18 protein-coding genes are annotated in these 17,915 nt (G+C 38.1%); all 18 read right to left on the bottom strand.

The genetic code is table 11. From position 1 onward, the window contains the following. Positions 1-58 precede the first annotated feature (58 nt). Positions 59-847 carry a YlmH family RNA-binding protein gene (locus ACIPKN_RS05465; RefSeq protein ID WP_400934181.1) on the bottom strand — a complete coding sequence of 263 codons (789 nt, stop codon included), beginning with the start codon at positions 845-847 and terminating at the stop codon, positions 59-61. 217 nt (positions 848-1,064) lie between these two features. Further along, a complete protein-coding gene (locus ACIPKN_RS05460; RefSeq protein ID WP_142507540.1) occupies positions 1,065-1,343 on the bottom strand; it encodes a YggT family protein in 279 nt (92 codons plus the stop codon). Between the two features lie 20 nt (positions 1,344-1,363). Beyond that, a complete protein-coding gene (locus ACIPKN_RS05455) occupies positions 1,364-1,861 on the bottom strand; it encodes a cell division protein SepF (RefSeq protein ID WP_400934179.1) in 498 nt (165 codons plus the stop codon). Continuing rightward, a complete protein-coding gene (locus tag ACIPKN_RS05450) occupies positions 1,845-2,549 on the bottom strand; it encodes a YggS family pyridoxal phosphate-dependent enzyme (RefSeq protein ID WP_400934178.1) in 705 nt (234 codons plus the stop codon). Before ACIPKN_RS05450 ends, ACIPKN_RS05455 begins: the two co-directional genes overlap by 17 nt. A 143-nt stretch (positions 2,550-2,692) precedes the next feature. Continuing rightward, entirely contained in the window at positions 2,693-2,929 is a 237-nt protein-coding gene (locus ACIPKN_RS05445; protein ID WP_049668351.1) for a PRC-barrel domain-containing protein, read from the bottom strand. Between the two features lie 767 nt (positions 2,930-3,696). Beyond that, the gene (sigG, locus tag ACIPKN_RS05440; RefSeq protein WP_142507543.1) at positions 3,697-4,470 is read right to left on the bottom strand and encodes an RNA polymerase sporulation sigma factor SigG; all 774 of its coding nucleotides are present in this window, start codon (positions 4,468-4,470) and stop codon (positions 3,697-3,699) included. Positions 4,471-4,584: 114 nt separating this feature from the next. Next, the gene (gene sigE, locus ACIPKN_RS05435; RefSeq protein ID WP_049668349.1) at positions 4,585-5,292 is read right to left on the bottom strand and encodes an RNA polymerase sporulation sigma factor SigE; all 708 of its coding nucleotides are present in this window, start codon (positions 5,290-5,292) and stop codon (positions 4,585-4,587) included. Positions 5,293-5,305: 13 nt separating this feature from the next. Further along, positions 5,306-6,139: a sigma-E processing peptidase SpoIIGA gene (locus ACIPKN_RS05430; protein WP_142507544.1), complete on the bottom strand. Its 834-nt coding sequence runs from the start codon at positions 6,137-6,139 to the stop codon at positions 5,306-5,308. Between the two features lie 622 nt (positions 6,140-6,761). Next, positions 6,762-7,919 (bottom strand): cell division protein FtsZ, encoded by a 1,158-nt coding sequence (gene ftsZ, locus ACIPKN_RS05425; RefSeq protein WP_100544024.1) that lies wholly within the window; start codon positions 7,917-7,919, stop codon positions 6,762-6,764. Positions 7,920-8,261: 342 nt separating this feature from the next. After that, complete coding sequence (gene ftsA, locus ACIPKN_RS05420; RefSeq protein ID WP_142507546.1) at positions 8,262-9,545, bottom strand: cell division protein FtsA; 1,284 nt, start codon at positions 9,543-9,545, stop codon at positions 8,262-8,264. 96 nt (positions 9,546-9,641) lie between these two features. Then, positions 9,642-10,013, bottom strand: coding sequence for a small basic family protein (locus ACIPKN_RS05415; protein ID WP_132357543.1), 372 nt, complete (start codon positions 10,011-10,013; stop codon positions 9,642-9,644). Positions 10,014-10,016: 3 nt separating this feature from the next. Continuing rightward, positions 10,017-10,736: a DUF881 domain-containing protein gene (locus tag ACIPKN_RS05410; RefSeq protein WP_142507547.1), complete on the bottom strand. Its 720-nt coding sequence runs from the start codon at positions 10,734-10,736 to the stop codon at positions 10,017-10,019. Between the two features lie 126 nt (positions 10,737-10,862). Beyond that, positions 10,863-11,591: a DUF881 domain-containing protein gene (locus ACIPKN_RS05405; RefSeq protein WP_400934175.1), complete on the bottom strand. Its 729-nt coding sequence runs from the start codon at positions 11,589-11,591 to the stop codon at positions 10,863-10,865. Then, positions 11,569-12,390: a cell division protein FtsQ/DivIB gene (locus ACIPKN_RS05400; protein WP_142507549.1), complete on the bottom strand. Its 822-nt coding sequence runs from the start codon at positions 12,388-12,390 to the stop codon at positions 11,569-11,571. The genes ACIPKN_RS05405 and ACIPKN_RS05400 overlap by 23 nt, the downstream gene beginning before the upstream one ends. A 21-nt stretch (positions 12,391-12,411) precedes the next feature. Beyond that, positions 12,412-13,491 (bottom strand): putative lipid II flippase FtsW, encoded by a 1,080-nt coding sequence (gene ftsW / locus ACIPKN_RS05395; protein WP_400934173.1) that lies wholly within the window; start codon positions 13,489-13,491, stop codon positions 12,412-12,414. A 40-nt stretch (positions 13,492-13,531) separates the two neighbouring features. Further along, positions 13,532-14,881, bottom strand: coding sequence for a UDP-N-acetylmuramoyl-L-alanine--D-glutamate ligase (gene murD, locus ACIPKN_RS05390; protein ID WP_400934171.1), 1,350 nt, complete (start codon positions 14,879-14,881; stop codon positions 13,532-13,534). After that, the gene (gene mraY, locus ACIPKN_RS05385) at positions 14,878-15,861 is read right to left on the bottom strand and encodes a phospho-N-acetylmuramoyl-pentapeptide-transferase (protein WP_400934169.1); all 984 of its coding nucleotides are present in this window, start codon (positions 15,859-15,861) and stop codon (positions 14,878-14,880) included. Before mraY ends, murD begins: the two co-directional genes overlap by 4 nt. Positions 15,862-15,986: 125 nt before the next feature. Further along, a complete protein-coding gene (locus ACIPKN_RS05380; RefSeq protein WP_400934167.1) occupies positions 15,987-17,903 on the bottom strand; it encodes a stage V sporulation protein D in 1,917 nt (638 codons plus the stop codon). Between the last annotated feature and the right edge of the window lie 12 nt (positions 17,904-17,915).

Below are 17,915 nucleotides of genomic sequence, written 5' to 3'. Positions count from 1 at the left end.
CTATTATACAATTGTTCCAACAACTTAGCAGTAAAAATTAATGGAATTCACTTGATTTTTAGCTTTTTTGGGTCAATCGACCGATTTGTAAACGAATTTTATCTTTTTTTGTACGACCTTCAGTCATCATCATTTTTATTCGACCGCTTCCACGTACAGATAAAATATCTCCTTCTTGTAATTCAAAAGCAACTGAATCTCGTTCAGTCCAATTGACACGTACCTTTTTACCTGTAATTAATGCTTGTGCCTTCTGGCGAGAAATTTTTAAAATCGTTGAAATAATCACATCTAAACGCATAGAAGAAACAGTATGAGATTCTTCTAGCCACTCATCCTCGTTTTGAAGCAATGGCTCCGTCTCTTTAATCGATTCTACATGTACCTTTACCTTGCCAATGCCTGTTAAATGTAAGCGTACATATTCAGCCACCTCAATCGCTACTACAAATTGTACATGATGGTCACTGACACGAATATCACCGAATTTGCCACGATCCAATCCTAAAGATAACAAAGCTCCAAGGACATCTGGATGGCTTAATTGGACAAATTTCACAGGATATTGAATCGTAAATACTGTAAGCTGAAAATCTTCCTCCATAGGCTCATAATAAGTAGGATAAATCAGCATGCGTTGTCTTTCTGCTTCATCAAAGAGCCCAGAACTAGCTGTTTTTAATGTATCATACTGCCCAATTATCGATGCTACAATAAAGCGCTGTCGAGGATCTAGAAAATCAGTAAGCTTTGGAGCATATCGATCCTCTACCTCATGCTGCCAGCCCACAACTTGTTCAATGAAAGGCTGTTCATCTTTCCTAAAATGCTGTATTAAATGCTCCATATAACTTCACCTCTATTATGACTCTTTTATTTGTACAATTTCATTGGTATTTTAAGGCAAAACGGGGTTAATTTCCGTTCTTGGGCATCCGACGAGCCGATTCGCACAGGGTCTTGCTGCACCTGCTGAGGAGTTCTAGGGATCACCACTAAATATTGTTTAAATTTAGTATTCCCCATAAATAAAAAATCCCCACCGTTCGTGAGGATTTCTTTTATTAAAACATAAAGTATATTTTTTGAATAACAATAAAAAGCCCATTTTTAATAAAATTAAGTAAAAAAATCGCCACAATCGGTGATATGTCAATCATCCCAATCGGAGGGATAAATTTCCTAAAAATACCCAAATAAGGCTCACATACTATTTTAAGGAAACGGCCAATTGCTGAATCTTGTACAGCAGGCACCCATGACATTAAAACATATCCAACTAACATATAAGAATACACGTTAAATGCTAATGATATATAACTTAGAATTATCCATAAATCCATATAAACTACAATCCTCGCTATTAATTATCGTCTAAAATAAAATTTGAAATTTCGCCAGACACTTCTACATTATCAGGTGTGCATAGGAAAATGTCTTTACCGATTCTTTGGATATCACCGCTAAGTGCATAAACTGTGCCACTTAAAAAATCAATAATTCGTACACCTTGCTCTCGCTCAATACGTTGTAAATTGACGATCGTTGCACGCTTATTTTTCAAGTGTTCAGCAATATCCTGTGCTTCGGCATAAACTCTAGGTTCAACTAAGATAACTTTTGCACCTTTAGAATTCATTGCTGCCTGCAAACTTACTATGTTGTTTGTAGGTGTTGTACTTTGTGGAAAAATTTCCTGAACTTGTGCTTTACGCTCCTTCATAACTTTTTTAGGCTTCGCAGATTGAATCTGTTGCTGTTGTTGTACGGGTTGTTGCTGTTGAATAGGAGCTTGCGTGATTTCTTCTTCTAGTTCTTCCTCAAGATAAAAGAAATTTTTAATTTTATTTTTCATGCTCATCCTGTTCCCTTCTTTCATATCCAACAAGAGCCGTTCCAACTCGAACAAATGTAGCCCCTTCTTCTACCGCAATTTCAAAGTCATTAGACATGCCCATTGATAACTCGGTACAAGGAGCGTGCGCGAATCCTTGCTCGGCTATTTGCTGTTGACATTGTTTTAATTGCTTAAAAACAGAGCGAATAATTGTATCCTCATCTGTGTTTGGTGCCATTGTCATTAAACCAACAATTTGAATTTTTGTAAAATCCTTTAATGATTCAATAAAAGGCAGGACTTCTTCAATCGATAAACCATGTTTTGCTTCCTCGCCAGATACATTAACTTGTACAAAACATTTGACAGGTTTGTCTGCTCTTTTTTCAATTTCCTGTGCTAAACTCAAACGATCTAATGAATGTAAAAAATCAATACTGTCAATAACTTGTCTGACCTTACGGGTTTGTAAAGACCCGATATAATGCCAATGTACATCAGCTTGAATCGTTTCAATTTTACGATTTAAGCCTTCAGGACGGTTCTCACCTAAATGTATAAGCCCTGCATCAATTGCTTCTTGTGTTCTTTCTACAGAAACTTCTTTTGTCACTGCAATAACTTGGACTTTTTCCGTTTCACGATTTGCACGTTTTTTTGCTGTTTGTATAAGATCATTAATTTTCTTCAAATTTACTAAGATTTTTGTCACTGTTTTTCCCAACTTTACAACAATAGTTTCTTTTATTGTAACAAGCAATGCTTGAATTATCAATGAATAGCCTGGACTATGTGAAAGTACTTATACCCTGCCTATGCTTTAAAATTGCTTAATTTGTATAAATATTTTTCTCTTTAGGATAGTGCTTTTACTAAAATTACATCTTTCCCCACTACAAGTACATCTTTCATATACACTTTCCTAACAGATTCTTCTCCGCGAAAAAAGCCTAGATATTTACGGGGTTCTGCAATCATAAAAGCCGTTACATAGCCTGTTTCTTTGGAAACTTCTGCATCTACCACAAATCCTAAAAAGCGTCCATTGCCTGCTTCAATAACTTCTTTTTGCTGTAACATCGAGAAACGCATTTTATCCCTCCCTAAATCAATTACTCACAACATCGTTTTATCTCAATAAACTATGTTTTCTATATATATTTATGTGTTTATTGTTGTTTAAATGAAAATGAAATGATTAACGAATCTCTCTTTGGCAAAAAGAAGAGGTGATTTCCGTTCCAGGCTACTCGCTTTGTCGCTGACGCTTCGCTTTCGCGCAGAGCTTCCTGTGGGCGAGCGTCGAGCCGCTTCCTCCGCTTCGTTGCTGCCGCTACGCTTTCGCACAGAAAACATTCGCTCCGTCCAGGGTCTCGACTGTCTCGCTTTCCCACGGGAGTCGAGTAGCCTTCCACTCCAATCAGCGATAGCGTAGAAATTCAATAGTGGACGCTATAACAACATACCTTAAGTTAACACTTCGTCTTCGCACGGAAAACATTAGACAAAACCCTTTTGCTAAAGTAACGTTTTATCACTTAAATTATAGCGATTGGATAAGGATACATGCTATATGAATTGGTTGATTGGAGTGGAGACTGGGCGACCTTGGGGATCAGCGATATAGAGGAACGAAGGCTAAAAGCATCACGTCCTGTGATAACGCCTTCGTGACCAACATCCTGTTGGCCCGAGACCCTGGAGCGAGCAACGCGAGTGAAGCGGCTCATCGGACGCCCCCAGGAAAGCACCCAGTCGGAACGGAAATCCATCCCTCATTTTGCCGAGGAGCCCTACTTAATTTATACCATTGATATAAATTAAAATGCGCACCGAGAATTCGGGTGCGCATTGTTTTTTTACTTATAATCTTTCTGCATTGTTTCAATTGCATTTTTTTCTAGACGTGAAATTTGCGCTTGAGAAATCCCCAATTCTTTTGCAATTTCAGTTTGTGTCTCACCGTAATAAAAACGCTTTGCAACAATCATTTGTTGACGATCATCTAACTTTTGCAAACTTTCCTTTACTGACACGTAGGCAACCCATTGATCTTCCGATACATCATCATCACGTAATTGGTCCATCATATAAACAGCGTCTCCACCGTCTGAATAAATGGGTTCCTGTAAGGAAACTGGGTCTTGAATGGCATCTAAAGCAAATAAAACATCTTCCTTTTTCATGTCAATCATTTCAGCAATTTCTTCAATTGTTGGCTCTCGTAAATTATCGGTTATCCATTGTTCTTTTGCCTGCATTGCTTTATATGCAATATCTCTTAAAGAACGAGAAACGCGCAATGCATGATGATCACGCAGATGGCGACGAATTTCACCAATGATCATTGGAACAGCATATGTTGAAAAACGTACATTATGTTTCAAATCAAAATGATCAATAGCTTTCATGAGGCCAATACAGCCTACCTGAAATAAATCATCTGCCTGTTCACCCCTGTAGGCAAATCTACCGACTATACTGAGCACTAACCTTAAATTGCACATTACAAGCTCTTCCCTAATCTCATTTTCTCCAGCTTGTAAACGAATGAATAGTTCTTTCATTTCCTCGTGCTTTAAAATTGGCAAAGTCGATGTATCTAAGCCGCAAAGATCTACTTTAGTTCGCATATTCGATTCCTCCGGATGTTATTCTCTGACTAAACCGTTACATCAGTTTGTCCGAGAGAAACGAGAATATGCACAAAAGCTAAGACCAATTTTAGGTAGGTTAAATTTCCCTCTCTAAGATATTGGCTGATTCAGATTTTCACGTAAATCTTGAATAATTTTCTTCTCTAATCGGGAAATATAGGATTGCGAAATACCTAAATGATCAGCAACTTCTTTTTGAGTCATTTCAATTTTTCCATTGAGGCCAAATCGGCATTCCATAATATATCTTTCACGCGCACCTAGTAAATTAATGGCATGAAACATATGTTGACGCTCAATTTTCTTCTCTACATTGTCTAAAATAATATGCTCTTCAGTTCCTAAAATATCAGACAATAACAACTCGTTTCCATCAGCATCGGAGTTTAATGGTTCATCTAGTGAAACTTCACCCTTCATGCGACTTGTTTTACGTAAATGCATCAAAATCTCATTTTCAATACAACGAGATGCGTATGTGGCAAGCTTAATATTTTTATCTGTATTGAACGTTTCAATCGCCTTTATTAAACCGATTGAGCCAATACTTATTAAATCCTCAATCGGCGTTCCCGTATTATCAAAACGTCTAGCAATATAAACAACAAGACGTAAATTACGTTCAATTAGTGTATCTCTAGCTCGTAAATCACCATTCATAAAGGATGCAATGACTGTAACTTCTTCTTCTCGACTTAATGGCACTGGCAATGAATCATTTCCCCCTATATAGTACGTTTCACGACTCCGAAACTTACTCCAAAATTTTTTCAAGCTAGCAAGTAGCCTAAGAAGCAATAGTTCTCCCCCTCTATGAGTTATTTGAAAGCGCTGAAAAATGCAAAATTGCTGCTGTGCTATGTGGAAAATTTTTAGCCTTTTTTGTTAAAACGATATATTCATTCGTTTTCACTTGTGAGTGCTCCCCCTTTATATGCCACTCTTCAAAGCGAAAACCTAATACAACCGATTGCTGTTGTACTGTATTGACATGAATAAATCGAATATAACGCTGATAATCTTCTGAAAACATGGATACATTATACGGATCAGTTTCTTGCCATTCTAATAATGATTTGCAAAATGCTGCAGGTAAGTGTGGACGTAATGCTGCATAAGAGACAAAGTGTACAGGTTTTCCTGATAGTGGCTCAATCGCTTGATTTCCCGTATCCACAAATGCAGAAAGCGGTATCTTTACATCAAAAATTTTTAACGTCGTAGCAAACACAAACTGACCACTTAACCGCTCAAGCTTTACAAATCCCCATTGCTTATAAAAAGCTACAAGATTACCAACAGCTAGTAGTAGGCAAATCATTATAAAATGGACAACAGAAAGATTCTTTAAATACGGTTGTAATGCTGTTAATAATCCACCAATAATAATTGTTGCTGTTAAAACGATTGGTCCTTGCTTTTGAAAGCTTCGAATCTTGAAGCGAAAAGCTAGTCCAATCAGTAAGATAAAGCTCAGTAGCGTCGTTAACAGCATTTGCCCACCTATTACAGCTACAAAACTACTACAAATAGAACTCATTAATAATCTTGTGTTCTTTACAAAAACCCCTGTTACTTTTGCCGTAAACTTGAGTATCGCTAGATTAAAAAGTGTATTAATGAGCACCAGCCATTCTCCATACATAACAGCCGCCTCCTACATACAAAGTTAGCATGTTACTCCCACAAATATTGTCAAACAATCGCATCATTTTATTAAAATGTTTTGACAAAATACATCCTTTCCTTACACATTTGAACATAATTAATTTTTAAGTCACTGAAAATATCAATGGAATATGAATGAAATTATGCTGGCATATTAAATATAGTATATGGCTTTTCTGCAAGGCGAGTGGTTGATTTCCGTTCCTACTGGGCGCTTTGCCGCTGACGCTTCGCTTTCGCGCAGAGCAGAGCTTCCTGGGGGCGTCCGATGAGCCGCTTCACTCGCGTTGCTCGCTGCAGGGTCTCGGGCCAACAGGATGTTGGTCACGAAGGCGTTATCACAGGACGTGATGCTTTTAGCCTTCGTTCCTCAATATCGCTGATCCCCAAGGAGTCGCCCAGTCTCCACTCCAATCAACCACTTCATAGAATATATCTTCTGGGGATGTCAATCTCTAATTTAAAGAAAACAAGTATTTTCAGTGCGAAAGCGTAGTGACAGCAGCAACAACATTCATAACAATAGTTTTTCAACAACACAAAAAAGCTCGTATTTCACATAATGTAAAATACGAGCTTTTTAAAGTTTGAATGCTGATTTATCCGCGATTTTTACGGTTACGTAAAAATGCTGGTACCTCAAGCATGTCATCCTGTACATAATTTTGTTGATTTTGGCGTGGTTGTTCTTGCTGTACATGCACATCTTGACGTTGCTCACGAATCGGAGCTTGCTGTTGTTGTGCAGCTTGTCTATTTGTATTTAACGTCGGTCGTGTAGTATTACGCTGTTGCTGTAAAGCTTCCTCTGAGAAACCAGTCGCAATTACTGTAACAATAATTTCATCCTTTAGATTTTCGTTAATAACAGAACCGAAAATCATATTTACTTCTTCGTCTGATGCTGATGCTACAATATCTGCAGCCTCTTGTACTTCAAATAGGCTTAGATTTGAGCCACCAGTAATATTCATGAGGACACCTTTTGCGCCATCAATTGATGATTCAAGTAAAGGACTTGAAATAGCTTTCTTAGCTGCTTCTGCAGCACGGTTTTCACCTGTAGCAATACCAATACCCATTAACGCTGAACCTTTGTTAGACATAATTGTTTTTACGTCTGCAAAGTCTAAGTTAATAAGACCTGGCGTTGCAATTAAATCCGAAATACCTTGTACACCTTGTCGTAAAACATTATCTGCTTCACGGAATGCCTCTAGCATTGGCGTAGATTTATCAACAATTTGTAACAGCTTGTCGTTCGGAATAACGATTAAAGTATCAACAGACTCCTTCATGCCACCAATACCGCCGATAGCTTGTGTTTGTCGTTTGCGACCTTCAAACGTAAATGGACGCGTTACAACACCGACTGTAAGAGCTCCTAAATCGCGAGCAATTTGAGCGATTACTGGCGCGGCACCAGTACCAGTTCCCCCGCCCATTCCAGCTGTAACGAATACCATATCTGCACCACGTAGAACCTCTTCTAATTGTTCACGGCTCTCTTCAGCAGCTTTTTTCCCTACTTCAGGATTTGCACCTGCACCTAATCCACGTGTAAGTTTTGTTCCAATCTGTAGCTTTATTTCTGCTTTCGATAAATTTAGCGCTTGTGCATCTGTGTTTACTGCGATAAAGTCAACACCTTGTACACCATGTTCTATCATTCGATTGACAGCGTTGTTACCGCCGCCACCAACACCAATGACTTTTATTACTGCAAGTTGATCAACACTTGTATCAAATTCTAACATTTCTTTTTCCTCCCACGGTAACTCGACTCTGTATCATTCATTACGCATTCAAGATCAATTATGCCTCGGTATAATTGCGTCCGGAATCGGCTTTGTTCTTAGGCCTGCACGACGCAGGTCAGTTAGCCGTTATCGCATGGATGCGATGATTTTAGGCTAACATCCTCTTAGAACTCCTTTCCGATTCCGTGACATCCGCCGGAGGCATTAACTTCTTTCGGCAGGTGTTTGGACATCTGCTGAAAAGTAGCTTAAATCCGAATTCATCTCACCACCTATAGAGGTGGAGACTTCTGTACCTGTCGCTACGCTTTCGGTACAAAGGACATTTGCTGAAAGAAGTTAATCAAAAAATTTATCAAATAATTTTTTTGCTCTTCCGATTACGCTTCCTTTTGATTCTGAAGGTGCAGCATATTCTTGCTTCTTTGGTGTGGCTGCAGGGGATCCTACAACTGCATATTCAAGAGGCTGCGTATTTGTACTTTTTCCATAAAAATCATCTTCTAAATAGGCGTAACGAATAAGTCCAACTGCCGTCGTAAATGAAGGCTCTCTAACGCCAATATAATCAGGTGTATATATTCTAACACGTGTTTGCAGTATCTGGCGTGCTAGTTGAGCAATTCCCTCAAGCTTTGCAACGCCTCCTGTCAAAACAACACCGCCTGGTAAATCTCTAACACCTAGACGGGCTAACTCGTCGATGACTAACTCAAATAATTCTTCCAAACGAGCGCCAATTATTTCTGATATAAAGCGCTGACTGTACTGATCTGTTGAATCTGTCCCTACAACTGGTACTTCGAAGAGTTCATCATCTGATGCGTCATCATAAAAGGCATGTCCAAATTGATGTTTAATTTGTTCTGCCTGTTCTGTTGGTGTTTTTAAGACGATTGAAATATCTTTCGTAATATGATCGCCACCAACTGGAATGACACCCGTATGAGTTAACAGTCCTTCGTCGAATACTGTGATAGTCGTTGAACCGCCTCCTAAATCAATGAAAGCGGTACCTTGGTTTTTTTCATCCTCTGTTAATGCAAAGTAACCTGCTGCTAGTGGTTGTAAATAGATTTCTCGAATACTTAGACCTGCACGTTCTACACAACGTAAAACATTGTGTAAAAGTGTTTTGGAAGTTGTGATCATTGTGGCATCCATTTCTAAACGAATACCAATCATACCTCGCGGATCTTTTATTTCATCTAAATTATCCACAATAAATTGTCTTGGAATAATATTTACTAATTCACGTTCAGGAGGTATTGACATGACTTGTGCAGATTCTACCACTCTATCTAAATCATCATCTGTAATTTCTCTATTTTCACTATTTACAGCGACAACACCTTTAACTAGTTGTAACATCGTCTGGTTAGCAGGAACACCTAAAACGACTTCATTAATTTGATACCCTGTCATTCGTTCAGCTTGATCTATTGCTTTTCGAATCGATTGAACTGTTGCATCAATATCAACAATTGCACCTTTTCGAACTCCATTCGATTTTACATTTCCGACTCCAATTACATGTAATTGGCCGTCGCTCATTTCACCTATCAATACCTTGATAGAGGAGGATCCTATATCAAGAGAAATATATAAATCTTGCTGATTCAATTAGCTGCACCTCCTTGAAAAAATGCTCTTATTCTCATTCTATTGTAAATTCAGCATAATGTCTAAGCAAATCGAGCATTTTGCTCAATTTTTCTCTCATTCTATGGAATTTTTGTTCTTTTTATGACGTTTCTCATCTAAGCGAGTTAGTAGAATACGCCTAATTATTGCTATATTTTGGAACAAACGTACTCCGAAAGCGAAAATAGCAGCTAAATACAAATCTATCCCTAAATACACACCTAAAAAGGCTAATCCTGCTGCTAAAGCTATATTAAAAAAGAATCCTGATACAAATACTTTATCGTCATATACTTGCTGTAATTGAGCACGAATACCGCCAAATAATGTATCTAAAGCTGCTAAAACAGCTATTGACAGATAATTTTCATATATAGAGGGTATTTGTATATTTGTTAACAAGCCAAGGGCAAGTCCAAATATCAAACCTAAAAATGGTAGCCACATATATTATTCTCCTTTTTCCACCTCTGTTAAATAATCATTTGTCAATGGCTGATCAAATGCTGGGATTGTTAAATGCTCAGATGGTTCCTCTATTAATAAATTAAAGTTATCCAAATAAAAGGAATCGATAAATGTAGAAGCTTGTAACGAGTTGTACATTTTTTGAGCTTCTTTAAAAGAGCTTGTCCCAACATAAATTTCAAAGGGTGGTGAGGACAGTGGTACACTGTTCACTGTAGTCTTTCCATTTATGTCTCGAATGGCTGTCGTCTGAACAACGCGATTTCCATCTATCGCGACACTTGCTGCATTGTTTTTAAACAGAGCATTTAGTAATTGGGTTAGTAAATCAGGTGTAATTTCTTTGATTTCATACCCCATTTCAACTAATTCGGGTGCTGGTTCAACTCGAAGTATAACTCCTGGACTTGTGACTTCAGTTAGCCCTGCCTGTAGTTTTAAACGATTCAGCGTTTCATTTAATGCTGACTGTAAATTTGCTTTCTCAGATTGCTCATAGCGACCCACTACTTCATTAAGTGAGCGAATTTCTGCTAATAATGCGGAATGCCTTTGCTTCTCTTCTGCTAATTCCTCTCTTATGGCCCAAATATCTCGTGTATCTCGCTCAGCTGGTTGCTTTATGGTATTGTATTGTACCGCTATCATCAAACCGATAATAAATAGCACGATCGTTATTCGGGTAAACATATTTTTTTTCAAAATAGCCCCTCCTAGACGTATCGTAACCCCTCACAGATTTACGCCTTAGATCTTAAACTTTGCATATCTATAAGCTACCTAGAGGCTATAACCAAATTTAATCTGTAAATATTGACTTGAAATCGTTTAACTTTCTACTTTTGCTTTTGGCATTGCAAGCTTTTGATCTTCTTCTAATGATACAACAATATTGTCATTTAATAATTGATCCACAACGCCACCAGTTAAGTTTAAGGCAGCTATTAATGTTGCTGAATCTCCTACAGCTTCGACGACGAATGGAGCTGGATGTTGTTTGCCATCAATAGTGATGACTGGTCCATTACAGCGTATATAAGAATTCGCTAAAACACGTTGACCATTAATAGCAATTGCTTGCGCACCAGAAATTTTAAGTTCATTGAGCAATTTAAAAATATGACTTTCATGCACGATATAATCATTAGGATTAGCGGATTTTGGATTGTAATCACCATCTTGAAGGGTAATACGTATCCCTTTTCCTTCTGAATTTAAATCACCTAACAACAAGCGTAAATCCTCTGCTTCTTCAACAAGCTTTGTATAATCCTTTTTGCTAGCGACAAACGATTTTTCATACTTGCGAATTTTTTCTTGCAAAGCATTCGCCTCTTCTGATAATTCTTTATTTCGCTCTTGTTGTGCAATTAACTCCTCACGATAAGATTCCTCTTGCTCGAAAAGCTCCTTATTAGTCGAACCTGCATCTCGATTTTCTTTTGCCTGGTTGTAGGAATAGCCAATGATAAACCCCATAGTCACACAAACAATAAGCAACTGAAATTGTTTTCTTGAAAAGAAATTTTCTTTGCTATTCTTTTTCTTGTTGTTCATCTTTTTTCACTTCCTGGTTGGCCGCATCTTGATCTAAATCAATATTTGCTTGGTTGTACTCAGTATTGAAAGGACGATAATACGAGCCGACCTCTAAATCGATAACCCCCTTCTCCAAATTTGGAATTTGTGCCACAAGTGAAGGGTAATGATTTAGTTTTTCTGCTAAAGTTTGAATAACGGCACGAACTTCATAGCCATCGTTCATATAGAGCTTGATTGCATTAGGATTTGTTTCATTACTATTTGTATTGACTTGAGAAATTAATGCTAATACTTCTGGGTTTAATTGTGCTAATTGCTTGACAAGTTTCTTAATTGTCTTTTCGCCAGTTATGCCGATAAATACAGGTGCATCAATCGGGATATCATCCCCAACTTGTTCAAAGCGCTTGCCATTTTCAAGCAATGGATAATAAGTACCGTCACCAGCTAAGTAAGCAACCTTTTTCCATTCTTTAATATCTATTGTCACACCCCGAAGCCAATTACGTTTAACATGTGCTTCTTTCACCCATTTATCCTTTAGTAATATTTTCTCTACGTCTTCTACTTTAAATCCCCACATCGACTTCCCAGTTGTAAGAGTACTTGTCTTCATATAATATTGTTCTTCTACTAATCGAGCACCGTTGACTGTTATTTTGTTGATTTTACTGTAAGGAGATTGAAAATAAAGGAGTACTGCTAACACAATAAAGAAAAGTAATATTAGCACTATAAATTTCCGATTTGTACGCTTTTTTCGTCGCTTTTTTAGCGTAGGTATGCGATCTTCTATGTCAATTACTTTCTCCAAAAAAGTACTCCTCCTTTATATTTATTTCGCTAATTGATAAATAATACCTATTATTAGCCACATTGTTACTAAAGATGTTCCCCCATAGCTGATAAAAGGCAATGTAACACCTGTTACAGGAACTAAGCCAATCACTACTGCTATGTTTAAAAATGCTTGTACGGCAAGCATTGTTACAAGTCCGATGATTGCGTAATATGATGTTCTTGTTTTAGCTCGCACTGCAAATTTATAGCCTGCATAAATCACCAGTACGAAAAGTGCTAAAATACTAAGTCCACCAAGCAATCCAACCTCTTCAAGAATTATTGCGTAAATAAAGTCATTTTGTGGTTCAGGTAAATATAAAAACTTTTGCCTACTTTGTCCAAAACCATGCCCGAAAATTCCAGCAGGGCCTATAGCCATTAATGATTGTACAGCTTGAAACCCACTACCTAAAGGATCGACCCACGGATCGATAAACGCCTCAATCCTCTTAAGTCGGTATGGCGCTGTAACAATCAAGCCTACTAACCCAGCAATTCCAGCTATCAAAAACATGGCATAAAGCTTTAAAGGATACCCTGCCACAAAAAGCAATAAAAACACAGACACAACGAGAATAAAAACTGAACCAAAATCAGGCTGAAGCATAATAAGTATTACAGGCAATAATAAAATCAATCCATGCCGCCAATTAACAATCGACTTACCTGTTTTATGCTGTGCTAAAATATGGCTCATATATACAATGACTGTAATTTTCGTTAGCTCTGCTGGCTGAATTGTTAAAGGACCTATGCCAATCCAGCTTTGAGAACCATTTCGAACTAGTCCAATTCCTGGTATAAGTACAAGGACTAGTAAAATTAACGAAAATATATAGGCCATTTTCCAAAAGGACTGCTCTTTCAAAATATTTAATCGAAAAGTGATTAAAAACACTACAATAGCTACCGCAAAGTATAGACTTTGCTTCATATAAAACGGCATTTTTCCACTATAATGAACGGCACTCCAATAGGTACCTGCAGAATAGACGAAAATAATGCCGATTATAGAAAGCATCAATGTTGTGACGAGCAATAAATAGCTTTCTTTCCCTCTCAGTATTGCCATCCTTCCAAGTCAAGTATATTCTAAAATAGTTACAGGCTCATTACAGCTTCATTACAGCATCAATAAAAACATCGCCTCGTATTTCAAAGCTGTCATATTGATCCCAACTTGCACATGCTGGAGATAATAGCATAACATCGCCTTCCGCTGACATTGGCGCTGCGTAATGTACTGCATCCTCAACATTCTGGGCAATGACAGTTTGTTGTACACCACATGATTTTGCAAATTCTACAAAGCGTAGTCCTGTTTCTCCAAAGGCAACAACACCCTTTACATGGCTCATACATGGACGTAATTCTTCAAACGAATGTCCTCGATCTAAGCCACCTGCCAGTAAAATAACAGGTGCTTGGAATGCATCTAAAGCACTTTTTGTTGCTAAGCAGTTTGTAGCTTTTGAGTCATTGTAAATTTTGCGGCCGTTCCATTCACGCACGAACTGAGTACGGTGACGAACTCCCCCAAACTTCGCTAAAACTTCTTCCATTTTAGCTTTGTCACAGCCGACTAAAATACAAGCTGCGACAGCCGCTAATATATTTTCTAAGTTATGCTTACCAGGCAAAGCGATATTTGCTCGATCTAGATAAGGCTCACCTTGCCAGTAAATTGTTGTATCATCCGCACTAATTCCTTCATCCGTACGTCCCTTAGAACTAAATGGTACCTTTTTAGCTTTTGATTGTGTAGCATAGCCTACAACGATCGGCTGATCAGCATTATAGATAAAATAATCGCTTTCATCTTGATTACGTGTAACACCAAACTTTGCCTCTGCATAGTTGTCAAACGTCCCATGATAATCAAGATGAGCATCATAAAGATTTGTTAATATGGAAATTTTTGGCTTAAAAGTTTTTATTCCCATTAATTGGAAAGACGATAACTCTGTAACGATTACATTATCCTTTTGTGCTTCTCTTGCAACACCACAGGCGACTGTCCCTATATTCCCTGCAATTAACGGTTGTAAACCACCGTTATTCAGCATGTCGAAAATTACTGTTGTCGTTGTTGTTTTACCATTTGACCCTGTAATACCGATAAACGGGGCTTCACTAATTAAATAGGCAAGCTCAATTTCTGTCCATACGGGGATTCCACGGTTTATTGCATCTGCTACTATTTTGTTACTATAAGGAATCCCTGGATTTTTCACTACTAATTCAAAGCCTTCATCGAGTAAATCCTCTGGGTGACGGCCACAAATAACCGTAATTCCCTTTTGCAATAGACCTTGCGCATCTGGGCTTTCATCAAATGGTTTAGAATCATTGACCGTCACAAAGGCGCCAAGCTCATGTAAAATCTCAGCTGCAGCCACACCACTTTTAGCTAGACCTAAAACAAGGACTTTTTTATGTTGTAAATCTGTAAAGTTTCTCATAAGAATGCCTCCAATGAAACTGCAGTCAATAAAACTGCAATCAATGCTACTGCTAAAGCAGTTGACCAAAAGACAAGTACTACCTTCCATTCTGACCAACCTGATAATTCAAAATGATGATGAATAGGACTCATTTTAAAAATACGTTTTTTACGAAGTTTGAAGCTACCTACCTGTAAAATAACGGATAATGTTTCAATAACAAACACCAATCCAATTAACAACAGTAAAAGTTCTGCTTTTACTAATACAGAGACCATGGCTAAAGCTCCACCTAATGCTAACGAACCCGTATCTCCCATAAATACTTTTGCAGGATTCGCATTGAAAAGTAAAAATCCTAATAATGCACCTGTCACCGCAAATGCAAATAAGGCGATATCAGCTTGTTTTTGGAATAGAGCAATAACACCAAATGCTGCAAAGGCAATAGATGCAGTACCTGCCACAAGCCCATCTAATCCATCTGTTAAATTCACAGCATTTGAGAAGCCTACTAACCAGAAAATTAAAAAGGCTACATAGAAATTACCAAGATCGATCGTCCAATCTGTAAATGGTATAGCAAGTGTTGTATCAAACGATCCTAGTAAGAAATAAGCCAGGACCGCAATAACAATTTGACCGATAAGCTTTTGAATTGATGTTAGTCCTAAATTACGTTTAAATACAACCTTTAAGCTATCATCTAATAAGCCGATTAACCCAAATCCTACTAATACTAATAACAGTACGACAGTATATGTTGTAAATAAATCTAAAAAGCTACCTACACCAACAGCAGTGAGGATAATGGCCAGTAAGAAAATAATACCGCCCATTGTTGGTGTACCAGCTTTTTTCATATGGGATTGTGGTCCCTCTTCACGAATACTTTGACCGAACTTTAATCGGCGAAGAAGTGGAATACTAATTGGTGCCAGGATAACTGTTACTATAAAAGCAAGAGCTAAAATGGTAAGTGTTGTTGCGAGTTTCATTGAAAAATCTCCTTTAAATCTTGTTTCACTTTCTTCTTGAAGAAAAAAGCACATACTTTCATGTATTTATTACTACCCTTCATTATAATAGTGGTTCTTTCCCATTTTTTAAAGGTAAAGTTATATTAGTTCTCTAAATAAAGGTGAATGGTGCCATCTTGTTTAATAACACTATCCACTTCAGGCAGTTGATTGCCAATTTTAGTACCTTCTCCATGCCATTCAATACGGAATGGATATTGTTGCTTGGCAATATCATCCTTCGTTTGACCAATAAAACTTGGTACCTTCACAGTGATTGGGTCACCCCAACGATAATCCTTTTCAAGCTGTTCCTTCGATTTTTCAATGCCAACAAAAGGTGCAACGTCTTCAATAATCTGTCCAACGATTGGAGCTGCGATCACACCGCCAAACTGTGTTCCCTTTTTCGGGTTATCTACTGCTACATAAACGACAATTTGCGGATTATCCGCAGGTGCGAAGCCAATAAACGATACGATATATTCACCGTCTTTATAGCGCCCATTTTCCACCTTTTGTGCTGTACCTGTTTTGCCACCAATCCGTAATCCATCTCGGTAAGCTTGACGTCCTGAGCCTTTTGCTACAACAGATTCTAATGCACCTCGTACCTTTGCAGACGTCTCCTCACGAATAACCTGTTTTTTAACTTCCGGTTTAGTCTCTTCTATAACTTCTCCAGTATTAGGATTAATAATTTTCTTCACAACATATGGCGTATATAGCTTGCCCCCATTTACTGCTGCGGCTACTGCTTGCACTTGCTGAATTGGTGTTACGGCAACACCTTGGCCAAATGAAGTTGTGGCCTGCTCAACAGGTCCAAAAGAATCTTTGGAAAATAAAATCCCTGAAGCTTCGCCAGCGATGTTAGAACCTGTTTTTTTGCCAAAACCAAAATCTTTAACATATTGTAGTAGTTTTTCATTGCCTATTCGTTGACCTAATTCAATAAAGCCTGGGTTACAAGAATTTTCTACAACTTCAAGGAAGGTTTCAGAGCCATGACCTTCACGCTTCCAACAGCGCAATCTTGCTCCTACAACCATTGAATAGCCTGGATCATAAAATGTATCCTTCTCTAAATCTACTACATTTTCTTCTAAAGCAGCACTGAGCGTTATAATTTTAAACGTTGACCCAGGCTCATATGTCATCCAAACTGGTAAATTCCGATTGTAAATAGCAGGCTCTACCGTTTGATATGCTGCCGGATCGAAGGTTGGATATGAGGATAACGCTAAAATCTCGCCAGTGTTTGGATTCATAGCAATCGCCATTGCTTGGTCAGCGTCATAACGCTCCATTGCCTGTGACAATTCACGCTCGACGACCTGTTGTACATCTACGTCTACCGTTAGCTCGATCGTTGCGCCATCTTCACCAGCCTTCCAGGCGCTCTTTACGTTCGGTAAATTATTCCCTTTGGCATCTGTAAAGATCCGTATTGCAGAAGAATTAGCCTTTAACAACTTATCGTATTCATATTCAATTCCTGCTAAACCTTGAGCATCATAACCTGTGAAGCCTAAAAAGCGAGATAGTAGGGTACCGTATGGATAATCCCTTGAATAATCGACACCGCTATATAATCCCTCAATCTGCATACCTTGTAACTCCACTGCTTTTTCATACGAAATGTTTTTCCCTTCAGGTGCCAGCTTTACTAAGTATGCTTTTTTCTTCATTTTTACCAACAGCTTTTGTTCATCTACTCCCAAAACTTGTGCAATTTTCGCTGCTGCTCCTTCAATATCCTTACTTTGCGAAGGCATGAAATACAAAGTTGGCGCAAGCTTATTTGTGACAATATTTTTCCCCTTACGGTCAGTAATATGCCCTCGCTCATTGGCAAAAGGAATTTCTCGGTCCCAATTCTCTTCGGCTTTCTTTGTCAGATCTTTTTGATCTAATACTTGTAAGAAGACAAGCCTAATAACAACCGCAACAGCTACAAACATAAACAATACGTATAATATACGCAATCGCTTTTTGGAATGGATAGAAATCCACTTCATTCGACATCACAC

The sequence above is a fragment of the Lysinibacillus sp. NPDC086135 genome, assembly GCF_044746345.1.
In the GTDB taxonomy this organism is placed as follows: Bacteria; Bacillota; Bacilli; order Bacillales_A; family Planococcaceae; genus Lysinibacillus.
Note: the sequence above shows the minus strand (reverse complement) of the source record. Positions and strands in the feature narration are given on the sequence as shown.

Coding starts and splice junctions, on each gene's coding strand:
- ACIPKN_RS05380 (WP_400934167.1), bottom strand. CDS start 17,903: ATGAAGTGGATTTCTATCCATTCCAAAAAGCGATTGCGTATATTATAC.
- sigG (WP_142507543.1), bottom strand. CDS start 4,470: ATGCGAACTAAAGTAGATCTTTGCGGCTTAGATACATCGACTTTGCCA.
- ftsW (WP_400934173.1), bottom strand. CDS start 13,491: ATGGCAATACTGAGAGGGAAAGAAAGCTATTTATTGCTCGTCACAACA.
- ACIPKN_RS05465 (WP_400934181.1), bottom strand. CDS start 847: ATGGAGCATTTAATACAGCATTTTAGGAAAGATGAACAGCCTTTCATT.
- ACIPKN_RS05445 (WP_049668351.1), bottom strand. CDS start 2,929: ATGCGTTTCTCGATGTTACAGCAAAAAGAAGTTATTGAAGCAGGCAAT.
- mraY (WP_400934169.1), bottom strand. CDS start 15,861: ATGAAACTCGCAACAACACTTACCATTTTAGCTCTTGCTTTTATAGTA.
- murD (WP_400934171.1), bottom strand. CDS start 14,881: ATGAGAAACTTTACAGATTTACAACATAAAAAAGTCCTTGTTTTAGGT.
- ACIPKN_RS05415 (WP_132357543.1), bottom strand. CDS start 10,013: ATGTGGCTACCATTTTTAGGTTTGATATTTGGACTTGCCCTTGGCTTG.
- ACIPKN_RS05405 (WP_400934175.1), bottom strand. CDS start 11,591: ATGAACAACAAGAAAAAGAATAGCAAAGAAAATTTCTTTTCAAGAAAA.
- ACIPKN_RS05430 (WP_142507544.1), bottom strand. CDS start 6,139: ATGTATGGAGAATGGCTGGTGCTCATTAATACACTTTTTAATCTAGCG.
- ACIPKN_RS05460 (WP_142507540.1), bottom strand. CDS start 1,343: ATGGATTTATGGATAATTCTAAGTTATATATCATTAGCATTTAACGTG.
- ACIPKN_RS05455 (WP_400934179.1), bottom strand. CDS start 1,861: ATGAGCATGAAAAATAAAATTAAAAATTTCTTTTATCTTGAGGAAGAA.
- ftsZ (WP_100544024.1), bottom strand. CDS start 7,919: ATGTTAGAATTTGATACAAGTGTTGATCAACTTGCAGTAATAAAAGTC.